Genomic DNA, 11090 nt, shown 5'->3' on the forward strand with positions numbered 1-11090 from the left:
GCGTTCGAGCGGGGCGGGTTCGAGCGGACGGGTTCGAGCGGGGTGGGCGGCGCGGGCTGGTGCTCGGCTCAGGAATCGCGCGGACAGCGGTGTGCGAGCCCGCGCTCGCCGGCGGTTCGTCCCTCCACAGGCGGGGTACCGGCTCCGTTGTCCCGATCCTGGTCACGGGCCCCGGCCCGATGTCGGTGGTCGCTGATTCAATACACGTATGAGAAGTTCGGGTGACGCGGCGCAGGCGGTCGAGGCGGTGCGCGCGGGCGAGACGGCGCAGACGCTCGACGCGGTGCGCGCGCTCGCCGGTCTCGCGGCGGGGCTCGCCCGTTCCTCGGCGCCGGTGCTGCTCGCGGGGGCCGTCGCCCTGCACACGGCGTACCGGGCAGCGCTGCTCGTGCCGGAGTCGTTCGCGCGGGGGAGTCGTCTCTCCCGGAGCGAGGCGGGAGACCTCGTGGAGCGCTCGATCCGAGCCGAGTTCGCGACGGCGCTCGGGATGTCGGAGCGCGTGGCGTCTCGGCGTCTCGAGCACGCTCGGCTCCTCATCGAGGACCTCCCGGCGACCCGCACCCTCCTGGCCGAGGCCCGGATCCTCTGGGAGGCCGGCGAGGTCGTCTGCGCCGCCGCCGCGACCCTCCCCGCTCCGTCGCGCGCGTCCTTCGACGAGCGGGCGGCCACCGCGGCGCTCTCGCAGACGCCCACCCAGCTCCGCCGGACCGTGGCGCGGCTGCGCGACGAGCTGCACGAGCAGCCGTTCACCGAGCGCCACGCCCGCGCCCGCGAGGACCGCAGCGTGTGGCTCGGCGCCGAGGCCGACGGCATGGCCACGCTCTGCGCCCTGCTGCCGGCCCCGGTTGCGGTCGGCGCCTACAACCGTCTCGACCGGATCGCCCGCTCGCTCCGCGACGGGGCGGACGCGGCGAGGATCGGGCTCGGTGCAGGTGCAGGTGCAGGTGCAGGTGCAGGTGCAGGTGCAGGTGCAGGTGCAGGTGCAGGTGCAGGTGCAGGTGCGAGTGCGAGTGCGAGTGCGAGTGCGAGTGCGAGTGCGAGTGCGAGTGCGACTGCGACTGCGACTGCGACTGCGACTGCACAGAGCGGTGCTGGTGCCCGTGGCGATGCCCGGGTAGCAGTCGGTGCGGGAACGGACGCTGGTGCTGGTGCTGGTGCTGGTGCTGGTGCTGGTGCTGGTGCTGGTGCTGGTGCTGGTGCCGTGCTCGGCGCGGAGACGGGTGGCAGCGCCGGAGGAGACGCTGACATCTCCCTCGGCGACGGCCGGACGCTCGCGCAGCTGCGGGCCGACGCACTCGTCGATCTGCTCATCGACGGCGACATCTCCGAAGACGGATCCTCGGGCGAAGGAGCGAGCGCAGTCCCCGCCTCGGTCTCCGGAATCTCCGCCTCGGTCTCCGGAATCCACGCCTCCGTCTCCGGAGTCCGCGCCGACGTGCGCCTCACCCTCGCCGCCAGCACCGCGGTCGGCCTCGACGACGCGCCGGCCGAACTCGACGGCTACGGTCTCGTCCCCGCCGACGTCGCCCGGGAGCTCGTGCGCACGGCGGCCGCCTTCACGCGGGTGCTGACCGATCCGGACACGGGAGTGGTGACGTCGGTCGGCAGGACCCTCCGCGTCCCGCCCCCTCGGATGCGCCTCCAGCTGCAGCTGCGCGACCGGACCTGCCGGTTCCCCGGCTGCACCCGCTCGTCCTCGACGGCCGAGGCCGACCACACCCTCGAGTGGCGGAACGGAGGCGAGACCGCCCTCGGCAACCTGGCCTCGCTCTGCGTCGCGCACCACCACGTCCGCCACGGCGACCGCTGGACCTACGCCCTCCATCCGGACGGCACCGTCGTCTGGACGACCCCCACCGGCCGTCGGATCACCGACCGACCGCGGGCGCTGCCCGGAGCTCCGCTGCCGCCCACGCGACGACCGACGCCGCAGTCGGCGCAAGAACCGGAGCCGCAGCCGCACCCGCTGTCACCACGATCCTCGTCATCGCAGCTGAGGTCATCGCGACCGTCGTCACCTCGACCGTCGCCATCGCTGCTGTCGCCGACGCGGCCGCGGTTCGTGGACGCGTCTCCGCCGTTCTGATCCGCAGCCCGACCTGCCGGGCGATCCGACACTCCGTCGGCCGCGAGGCGGTGCATCGCCGTGCCTGGACACGCCCAGGCGCCCTCGCGCTCTCGCACCTCCGGCGCCGCGAGGTCCGTCGGCACGTTGGCGCTTCGTCGAGCCTCGAGTTCCGAGTTCTGAGCTCCGAGCCCTGTGTCCCGGAGCTCCGAGCCTCGAGCCCCGTGTCCCGTCGTGCTTCGGCGCTTCGGAGCGTCGGCCACCGCGTCCCGGTCCGCCCCTGTCCCCGGTCCGCTCCGTCCCGTTCCGCTCCCGCCCCGCTCCGGCTGGCGGACGCCCCCGCCACGCAGGAGAGCCGTCGAACTCGGGAGATCACGACCGGACGACCTCCACGTGGTTCTCGTTCTCCGCCGCCCGACGCCCGCAGCGTCCGTCGGCACTCTCCTGCCCCGTCCTCTCCGGCCCTGCTCTGTCCTCTCCTTCCACGTCCTCTCCTGCCCCGTCCGGTCAGGAGCGTCCCGCCGCGGCGACCGCTCCACGCCGCCCTTGCCTCCGCCCGTGCCCCCGCCCGTGCCGCCGCCCGACCTCACCGGATGCCGCTGCGCGCGAACCCCTGCACGAAGTAGCGCTGGAAGCAAAGGAACAGCAGCACCATCGGCAGCACCGACACCAGCGCCAGCGCCATGCTCGCGCTGTAGTCCGGCGTCGACTGGCCCTTGAGGTAGAGCAGGCCGATCGGCAGCGTGAACAGCTCGTTGTCCTTCAGGGCGATCAGCGGCCAGGCGAAGTCGTTCCAGCTGCCGAGCAGAGTCAGCAGGATCAGGACGGCGATCAGCGGCTTCGAGAGCGGCAGCACGATCTGCAGGAACACCCGCAGGTGGCCGGCGCCGTCGATCCGCGCGGCCTCGATCAGCTCCTCCGGGATGGAGAGGAAGAACTGCCGGGCGAGGAAGATCCCGAAGGCCGCCGCTGCTCCGGGCAGGATCACCGACCAGTAGGTGCCGTAGATCTGCAGTCCGGTCACGAGCTTGAACTGCGCGACCATGATCGCCTGCACCGGGATCATCATCGTGGCCAGTGCGAGCAGGAACAGCAGGTTCCGCCCGGGGAAGCGCAGCCGCGCGAAGCCCCAGCCGGCCAGCAGGTTCACCACGACGGTGAACACCGTGACGAACACCCCGATCACGACCGAGTTGACGAACCACTCGCCCACGGGGAAGCGCGCGAACACCGTCGCGAAGTTCTCGAACGAGATCTCGCTCGGCCAGAAGCGGGGCGGGCCGGGCGCGAACACCTCGCCGCGCGGCGAGAAGGCGATGACGAGCATCCAGTACAGCGGGAAGAACACGATCGCCGAGGCGACGATCGCGACGACGAGGCGGACGACGAGTCCGGAGCGGGAGCCGTCGCGGCGGGAGGGACGCCGGCGCGGGGTCTCGCGGACGGTGGCCGCGGCGACCGCGGCGGGCGTGGTGACGGTGGAGGACGACATGAGGGCTCCTAGTCGACGAGGTCGCGCGTGCGGCTCGTGCGCCACTGCAGGTAGGTGAAGGCGAGGGAGACCAGCAGGATGACGACGCCGAGCGCGGCGCCGTAGCCCTGCTCGCGGACCTGGAAGCCGTTGCGGTACGCGTAGGTGCCGAGCACCGACGTGGAGAAACCGGGGCCGCCGCCCGTCATCACGAAGACGATGTCGAAGACCTGGAACGAGGCGATCACGTTCATGATCAGCAGGAAGAAGGTGGACGGGCCGACCAGCGGCACCGTCAGTGCGCGGAACTGCTGCCAGCGCGTCGCTCCGTCGATCCGTGCGGCCTCGTAGAGCTCGGGCGAGACGCTCTGCAGGCCCGCCAGGTAGATCACCATGTTGAAGCCGATCCGCAGCCACACCGCGGTCAGCATCACCGAGATCATCGCCGCGGAGCCGTCCGACTGCCACGCGACCGGCGAGGCGCCCAGCGAGCTCAGCACCTTGTTCACGATGCCCGAGGACTCGCTGAAGATCGTGACCGCGATCATCCCGGAGACGACGCCCGAGATCACCAGGGGCAGCACGATCACCGTGCGGAAGATCCCGCGCGCGGGCAGCACGGAGTTGAGCAGCACGGCCAGGCCGAGGCCGCCGGCGAGCTCGAGCGGCACGGTGACCGCGGTGAAGAGGAGCGTGTTGCCCAGGCTCTGCCAGAACACCGGATCGGCGCCCATCCGCAGGTAGTTCGCGAAGCCGACCCACTCGGGCGTGCCGAAGCCGCGAGACTCCTGGAACGAGAGCTGGATCGCCCAGAGGATCGGCACGAACAGGAACAGCGCCATCAGGAGCAGGTTCGGGCCGACGAAGCCGAAGCCGGCGAGGGCCTCGCGCCTGCGGGCCGACCGCGGCCGGGCGGAGGAGCCCGCCCGGCCGCGGAGGGTGGTGGCGGTCATCAGCTGGTCGCCTGCTGGATGGCCGCACCGAGGCCGGAGAGGGTCTCCTCGGTGCTGCGTCCGCCGACGAACGCCTCCTCGAGCTGGTCCTGCATCGCGACCGAGATCTTCGCGAGGAACGGCGAGGTGAGCTGCTGCACGTCCCGCGGGGTGATCGTCGCGGCCTGCTCGACGAACACGGGCATCACGTCCGGGCGCACCGCGAAGTCGATCGACGCGGGGTCGATGTCGGACCGGGTGGGCAGCTCGTTCGTCGCCGCGCAGAACTCGGCCATGGTGTCGGCCTGCGTCATGAACGAGAGGAACTCGGTCGCGAGCTCCGGGTTGTCGGTGTCGGCCGTGGCGACGAGGGCGTTGCCGCCGAGGTCGGTCGCGCCGCGCTCGTCGACGGGCATCGGCGTGGCGGTCCACTCGAAGTCGGCGAGGTCGTCGATGTCCGGCACGAGGAAGGACCCGGCGAACGCCATCGCCGCGGTCTGCTCCGTGAAGAAGGAGTCGGCGTAGGTGGCGGACTTCACCGAGCTGGTCGGCGGGACCCAGTCGTTGTCGAAGAAGCTCTTCGTGAAGTCCAGCGCCTTCGCGCCGGCGGCGGAGTCGATCGCCGGAGTGGTGCCGTCCTCCTCCAGCAGCGTGCCGTCGGCCTCGAACAGCCAGCTCAGCCAGCGGGGCGTGCCGCCGAGCTGCCAGTTGTAGACGAACGGGTACTGCTCGGCGGGCAGGCTCGCGCGCAGCTTCGCGGAGGCGTCGGCGAACTCCTCCCAGGTCCACGCCTCGTCGGTGGTGGTCGGCACGTCGGTGATGCCGGCCGCCGCGAGCAGCTGCGTGTTCACCAGCAGCGCCGACACGTCGGTCTGGTGCGGGACGCCGTAGGGCTTCCCCTCGAAGGAGACGGCCTCCTGGAACGCGGGCGTGAAGGAGTCGAAGTCGTCGATCCGGTCGGTCAGGTCGAGCAGCTGCTCCTGGCTGGAGTAGACGCCGAGGTTGCCGTAGTCGACGCGGAACACGTCGGGGGCCTCGCCCGACGACAGCTGCGCGTCGATGTTGCTGAACATCTGGTCGTAGGGGACGACGTTGAGCTCGACGCTCGCCCCCTCGTGCTCGGCCTCGAAGTCGGTGATCAGCGACTCGAAGGCCGCCTGCTCGGACTCGCTGGCCCAGGTGGTGAAGGTGATCGAGTCGGCGTCGGCCGAACCGCCGCTTCCTCCTCCGAAGCCGCTGCAGCCGGTGAGGGCGGCGGTCGACGCCAGGACGGCGGCGAGAGGGATGAATCGTCTGCGCATGGGTGGTCTCCTGCTGTGAAGGATCGGACGGGGGCGGGGTCGGAGGGCCGCGTCAGGCGGGGCGGCGGAGGGCGGTCTCGACGAGCTAGACGAGGCCGTGCGGGCCGAGCTGGCCGGCGAGCAGGTCGAGCGGAGTGGGGACGGGCAGCGCCGAGGCGGCGCGGCCGAGGCGGGAGGCGGGCACGGGGGCGGCCTCGCGCTCCTCCGGCTCCGGGTCGGCGAGGGCCAGCGCGACAGTGGCGGCCACGTCCTCGACCGCGCGGACGCAGCCGAAGCGGATGATCCGCTCGTCGTCGATCAGGGCCTCGCCGTAGCCCGCGCGGAACGCCGAGCGCTGCACGTCGCTGATCGGCCGCGAGTAGATGACGCCCAGCTCGATCAGGAGCAGGTCGGCCTCCCGCGGGGCGACGGTGGCCTCGTCGAAGTCGATCAGCCAGGGGCGGCCGCTCTCGTCGATGACGACGTTGCCGGGATGCGGGTCGCCGTGGAGGGGCACGCGGGAAGTGGGCGTGCGGGCGCGCTTCAGCCGCCGCTCGGAGCCGGCGAGGGCGTCGAGGCGGGAGCGGTTCGCGCGCCACAGCGCGGTGAGGCGGGGGCGGGGCTCCGGCTGCGCGTCGATCCTCTCGTCGGTCTCGGCGAGGAGGTCGGCGAGCGGACGGCGGACACGGCGGATGCCCCGCCGCACGGGAGGCGCGAGGGTCGGCGGCTCGGCGTCGTGCACGGAGCGCAGGACCGCGCCGAACCCCTCCCAGTCGAGGGCGTCCTCGCCGGAGTCGACGGCGTCCTCGCCGAGGATCCACGGCGCGACCGAGACCCGCAGCCCACGGTCCTCCACCCAGGGGCGCCCGTCGGAGGCGCGGTGCGGCGCCGCGACGCCCGGCACCCCCGCCTCTCCCAGCGACGCCGAGAGCGCGAGGCCGAAGCGCCCGTCGCGGGCCGACGCCTTGACGCTCCACAGCGCCCCGGAGCCGTCGGCCGCGCACCAGACGCGCGCTCCGTGGTCGAGTCCGCCGACGACGGGCTCCAGGTCGACGAGGCCGACGCCGAACTCGCGGCGCACCAGAGAGCGCGCCCAGGCGCCCGCCTCCTCGATCGTGTCCATCCCGCTCATGCTGACGCGCGGGCGCCCCGCGAGCAGGTGCTTGCGCGATCGGTGATCGTAGGCATGGGTGCGGGCTGAGCCGCGTCTCAGGCTCGCGCTCCGGGCCGCCCGACGAGGAACCACGCCATCGACCCCAGGAAGGGCGCCACCACGACGGCGATCGTCCACAGGCCCTTCCGCAGGGGATCGAGGCCGGAGCGGAGGACCTGCGCGACCGCGAGGATCGCGACTCCGAGATACGCGGCCCCGCACAGGGCGGCGACCACGCTGGTGCCGAGCAGTGACATGTCCATCGCCCGACGCTACGCGCGGCGCGGCGCTGCCGGATCCGCCGCGGGGCGGAGACTCCCGGCGATGCGCAGCGGGCCTCGCTCAGCGGCCGAGGACACCGGTGATCGTCCGCGCGCCGTCGGCGGGGAAGAGGGCGAGCCGCTGCTCCGTCCCCTGCTGCCGGACCGTGAGAACGGGAGCCGCGAGCGCGTGACCGTGGTGGTAGCCCGTCACCGACTCGGGGGCGTCCCCGGCGGTGAGGGGCAGGAACGCGATCGGCGAGAGGTCCGCGTCGGCACGGAACAGCGAGAGCGCCCTCGCGGTGACGACGGCCAGCAGCACGGGGTCCGGCTTCGCCGCGCGCAGCGCCGGGAGGTCGACCGCGGCTCCGGCGACCGCGAGCGTCCGCAGCGAGGCCAGTGTCTCCGGAGTGTTCAGCACCGCGGTGACGCCGCCGTCCGGATGCTCGGCCCGCAGCCTCTCGAGGATCGGTCGGGACCACCGCTCCTCGACGCGCCGTCGGATCCCGAAGCCGAGCCCCGCGACGATCACCGGGGCCACCGCGAGCACCACGCCCCACCCTCCGTAGAGCTGGAACGCCCGGGACCCCGACCACGCCGCCGCGACGACCACCGTCGCCCCGAAGAACGCCTCGCTCCCGAGCGACCGCAGCCGGGTCGACTGCACTTCCTGCGTCACGAGCGCTCCTCCGGGTCGGGCGGACCTCCGGGCGGGATCACGTCAGCGCATGATCGCACCGGCGCCTGCGGGTCGGGCGGGGATCCGTCGCGCGGAAGGCCGGCTCAGCGCCCGCGCCGCGCCCGCGGATCGGTGAGGAGCCGGACCGGGGGGAGGTCGGCCAGGTCGGGGGACACGAAGCCGAGCACGTCGGAGTGGTGGTCGGCGGAGGCGCGGCGGAGGAAGGACCAGCACTTGAGCGAGGACGGGCGCCGGTCGAGGGGGAGGGGAGCGGCCTCCACGATGACCACGGTGGCGGAGCGGTGCAGGATCCGCACGGGCACGCGGCTCTCGCGGCCGTCGACGGTCCAGCTGGAGACGCCGCGGATGCGGCCGTCCTCGCGGTCGACGCCGACGGTGAGGACGCTCCGGAAGTCGTCGGACGCGGCGCCCATGCCGATCTGGAAGTCCCCGTCGGCGCCGTCGAGCACGAAGGCGACGTCGAGTCCGCGGCGGTGGCGGACGGTGAAGGTGGCGAGCAGGGGACCGCTCCCGAACCTCGGGGCCTCGTCGCGGGCCTGCCGGACACGCTGCTCCGCGTCGTCCCTGTCCATGGAGCCACTCCTGCCGTCCAGGCGGAGCGGGGCCCGCGCGCCCGTCGAGCCTAGGGGGAGCGGGGCGGCGTCAGCCCGCGCGAGGCAGCGTCACCCGGAAGCGGGCGCCGACGGGCCCCGCCTCCGCCACGAGGTCGCCGCCGAGGGCCCGGGCCAGCCCGCGCGCGATCGGCAGGCCGAGGCCCGAGCCGCCGTCGGCGCGGTTGCGGGCGTCGTCGAGGCGGACGAGGCGGTCGAAGACGCGCTCACGGTCGGCCTCGGCGATGCCGGGGCCGTCGTCGTCGACGGTGATCGTGACGGAGTCGGCGGCCGCCTCGACGGCGACGTCGATCCGGGAGCGGGCGAAGCGGGCACCGTTCTCGAGGAGGTTGCCGAGCACCTGGGCCAGCCGGTCGGCGTCGGCGCTGACCAGGAGCGGCTCGGCGGGCCGGTGCAGCTCGATCGCGAGGCCCGGGCGGCGCAGCTCCTGGCGCTCGATCGCGGCCTCGGCGACGCCCGCCGGGTCCAGCGGACGAGACTCCAGAGCCAGGCCCTCGTCCAGCCGCGCCATCAGCAGCATGTCCTGGATGAGGCGGCCCGCGCGCAGCGACTCCCGCACGACGTGCACCGAGAGGCGCTCGCGCTCCTGCTCGCCGCCGTCGCCGCGGACGAGCGCGTCGGCGGCGGCCTGGATGCCGGCGACCGGCGTCCGCAGCTCGTGCGCGGCGTCCGAGACGAACGCGCGCATCCGCTGCTCCGCCGCGAGGGCCGTCGCCTCGGCGGCGAGGGCGCTGCGCTCGGCCTGCTCGAGGTCGTCGAGCATCTCGTCGAACGCGGTCGCGGTGCGGCCGAGCTCGGTCCGCGGACGGGAGGGGCGCAGCCGCCGCCCGCGGTCGCCGTGCGCGATGTCGCGGGCCACGTCGGTCATCCGCTCGAGGGGCCGGAGGGTCGCGCGGACCACGACGATCAGCGCGAGGGCGGCCAGCAGGAGGAACACGGCCGACGCGGCGAGCAGGATCCCGTTCAGCTGCGCGAGGGTGCTGCCCACCGATCCGGCCTCGCTGGTGAGCTCGAGGCGGGTGCCGTCGCTGAGGGTCGACTCGAGGGTGATCAGCTCGTCGTCGGCGGCGACGCTGCTCGAGACGACGGTGACGGCGGCGGAGGCGGCTCGGGGCGGGACGGCTCCGGAGGAGGAGCTCGTGCCGGGCGGCGACGGCGGCTCTCCGAGCTGATCGGCGGCTCCAGGGCCCAGGCGCAGCTGCTCCGGGCTCGGCCCGGCCACGACGTCCTCGCCCTCGGGGCTCGTGATCCGCACCGAGACGCCCTGCGCCGAGAGGCGCGAGGCGAGGGCGTCGTCGGCGATCGTGCCGACCAGCGCGGCGGCGGCGGAGGCACGGTCTTGCAGCCGCTCCTCGATCTGGTCGCGGAGGCGCTCGCCGAGCACCGCCTGCACCGTCGCCGAGAGGGCCAGGAGCAGCACGGCCAGCAGCGCGAGCACGGCCAGGACGGTGCGGAGGCGGAGCGAGCCGGTCCGCAGGGCGCCCGGCTGGGAGCGGCTCACGCCTCCACCCGGTAGCCGAGGCCGCGGACGGTGTGCACGAGCCGGTCGCCGTGCGCCTCCATCTTCTTGCGGAGGGAGCTGAGGTGCACCTCGACGAGGTTCGGGTCGACGTGGTCGTAGCCCCAGACCTGCGTGAGGATCTGGGTCTTGGTGAGGGTGCGGCCGCGGTTCCCGGCGAGGAAGGCGAGGAGGCGGAACTCGGTCGCGGTGAGGTCGAGGGCGACGCCGCCGCGGCGGGCGCGGCCCGACTCCGGGTCGACGACGAGGTCGCCGATCTCGACGACGGACGGGATGCGGCCGCGGCGGCGCAGCACGGCGGTCACGCGCTTGACGAGCTCGGCGAGCACGAACGGCTTCACCACGTAGTCGTCGACGCCCTCGTCGAAGCCGCGGAGGCGGTCGTCGACGGCGTCGCGGGCGGTGAGCATGATCACGGCCGCGTCGCTGCTGCGGCGGATCCGCTCGGCGAGCACGATGCCGCTCGGGCCGGGGAGCATCCAGTCGAGGATCACCAGGTCCGGAGCGAAGGTGCTCAGCTCGCGGGCGAGGTCCTCGCCGGAGACGAGACCGCGGACCGTGAAGCGCTCGCTGCGCAGCGCGGTCTCGACGGAGGAGCGGATGGCGTCGTCGTCCTCGATGAGGAGCACACGGGCGGAGGAGGGCATGTGGTCGAACCTAGGGGCCGCGGATCGGGGCGCACCCGGCGTCTGCTGTGGAGGGTCTGTTCTTAAGTCCGGCTTCAGATTCGCCTTCGAATCTGAAATGGAACCGGCCGCAACCGATCCCGAACGGGGTCGGCACCGGGCCGGAACGAGGAGACACCCATGACCGAGTCGACCACCCCCGCCGAGAAGGGCTCGAGCTTCGGGCCGCGCCGTCCGAAGAAGCGCGCCCTGACCATCGGCATCGCCGTCGGCGCCCTCGGACTCGTCGCGCTCGGCTCGACCGCCGCGTTCGCCGCGACGCCGTCGAGCACGCCGACCTCCAGCGCCACACCGCTGCACTCCACCTCGACCGACGCTCCGTCCACCGGTGCGCCGTCGACCGGTGCGCCGTCGACGGCGCACCGGTGGACGGAGCGTCGGTCGAGGTGGAGTGCAGCGGTGTGGCGCTGGAG

At 73.5% G+C, this 11090-nt stretch carries 10 protein-coding genes and 1 pseudogene; 2 read left to right on the forward strand and 9 right to left on the reverse strand.

What is annotated here, in order from left to right:
* Nucleotides 1–208: 208 nt before the first annotated feature.
* Nucleotides 209–2086, forward strand: coding sequence for an HNH endonuclease signature motif containing protein (locus C5C46_RS16190; RefSeq protein ID WP_104227443.1), 1878 nt, complete (start codon nucleotides 209–211; stop codon nucleotides 2084–2086).
* A 565-nt stretch (nucleotides 2087–2651) separates the two neighbouring features.
* On the opposite strand, the gene C5C46_RS16195 is transcribed toward C5C46_RS16190, so the two are convergent.
* The 9 genes from C5C46_RS16195 to C5C46_RS16235 form a co-directional block, all read right to left on the reverse strand.
* Nucleotides 2652–3557 carry a carbohydrate ABC transporter permease gene (locus tag C5C46_RS16195; RefSeq protein ID WP_104227444.1) on the reverse strand — a complete coding sequence of 302 codons (906 nt, stop codon included), beginning with the start codon at nucleotides 3555–3557 and terminating at the stop codon, nucleotides 2652–2654.
* An 8-nt stretch (nucleotides 3558–3565) separates the two neighbouring features.
* A complete protein-coding gene (locus tag C5C46_RS16200; RefSeq protein ID WP_104227445.1) occupies nucleotides 3566–4489 on the reverse strand; it encodes a carbohydrate ABC transporter permease in 924 nt (307 codons plus the stop codon).
* Nucleotides 4489–5769, reverse strand: a complete 1281-nt coding sequence (locus C5C46_RS16205) for a sugar ABC transporter substrate-binding protein (RefSeq protein WP_258059554.1) — start codon at nucleotides 5767–5769, stop codon at nucleotides 4489–4491. Before C5C46_RS16205 ends, C5C46_RS16200 begins: the two co-directional genes overlap by 1 nt.
* Before the next feature lie 85 nt (nucleotides 5770–5854).
* Nucleotides 5855–6871 carry an aminoglycoside phosphotransferase family protein gene (locus C5C46_RS16210; RefSeq protein WP_181136547.1) on the reverse strand — a complete coding sequence of 339 codons (1017 nt, stop codon included), beginning with the start codon at nucleotides 6869–6871 and terminating at the stop codon, nucleotides 5855–5857.
* 86 nt (nucleotides 6872–6957) lie between these two features.
* Complete coding sequence (locus C5C46_RS16215; RefSeq protein ID WP_104225196.1) at nucleotides 6958–7164, reverse strand: PLD nuclease N-terminal domain-containing protein; 207 nt, start codon at nucleotides 7162–7164, stop codon at nucleotides 6958–6960.
* 79 nt (nucleotides 7165–7243) lie between these two features.
* Complete coding sequence (locus C5C46_RS16220; protein WP_104227447.1) at nucleotides 7244–7840, reverse strand: hypothetical protein; 597 nt, start codon at nucleotides 7838–7840, stop codon at nucleotides 7244–7246.
* Between the two features lie 104 nt (nucleotides 7841–7944).
* Entirely contained in the window at nucleotides 7945–8433 is a 489-nt protein-coding gene (locus tag C5C46_RS16225; RefSeq protein WP_104227448.1) for a hypothetical protein, read from the reverse strand.
* Nucleotides 8434–8503: 70 nt separating this feature from the next.
* Nucleotides 8504–9973, reverse strand: coding sequence for a cell wall metabolism sensor histidine kinase WalK (locus tag C5C46_RS16230; RefSeq protein WP_104227449.1), 1470 nt, complete (start codon nucleotides 9971–9973; stop codon nucleotides 8504–8506).
* On the reverse strand, nucleotides 9970–10638 hold the full coding sequence (locus C5C46_RS16235; protein WP_104225192.1) for a response regulator transcription factor: 669 nt from the start codon (nucleotides 10636–10638) through the stop codon (nucleotides 9970–9972). Before C5C46_RS16235 ends, C5C46_RS16230 begins: the two co-directional genes overlap by 4 nt.
* A 159-nt stretch (nucleotides 10639–10797) precedes the next feature.
* Between C5C46_RS16235 and C5C46_RS16240 the strand changes: the two are divergent.
* A pseudogene (locus tag C5C46_RS16240) lies at nucleotides 10798–11090 on the forward strand (hypothetical protein); the annotation flags it as partial.

Source organism: Rathayibacter sp. AY1E6 (assembly GCF_002931115.1).
Classification (GTDB): domain Bacteria; phylum Actinomycetota; class Actinomycetes; order Actinomycetales; family Microbacteriaceae; genus Rathayibacter.

Excerpts from the sequence above, each read along its gene's own strand:
- C5C46_RS16190 (WP_104227443.1), top strand. The coding sequence starts at position 209 with ATGAGAAGTTCGGGTGACGCGGCGCAGGCGGTCGAGGCGGTGCGCGCG.
- C5C46_RS16195 (WP_104227444.1), bottom strand. The coding sequence starts at position 3,557 with ATGTCGTCCTCCACCGTCACCACGCCCGCCGCGGTCGCCGCGGCCACC.
- C5C46_RS16200 (WP_104227445.1), bottom strand. The coding sequence starts at position 4,489 with ATGACCGCCACCACCCTCCGCGGCCGGGCGGGCTCCTCCGCCCGGCCG.
- C5C46_RS16205 (WP_258059554.1), bottom strand. The coding sequence starts at position 5,769 with ATGCGCAGACGATTCATCCCTCTCGCCGCCGTCCTGGCGTCGACCGCC.
- C5C46_RS16210 (WP_181136547.1), bottom strand. The coding sequence starts at position 6,871 with ATGGACACGATCGAGGAGGCGGGCGCCTGGGCGCGCTCTCTGGTGCGC.
- C5C46_RS16215 (WP_104225196.1), bottom strand. The coding sequence starts at position 7,164 with ATGGACATGTCACTGCTCGGCACCAGCGTGGTCGCCGCCCTGTGCGGG.
- C5C46_RS16225 (WP_104227448.1), bottom strand. The coding sequence starts at position 8,433 with ATGGACAGGGACGACGCGGAGCAGCGTGTCCGGCAGGCCCGCGACGAG.
- C5C46_RS16235 (WP_104225192.1), bottom strand. The coding sequence starts at position 10,638 with ATGCCCTCCTCCGCCCGTGTGCTCCTCATCGAGGACGACGACGCCATC.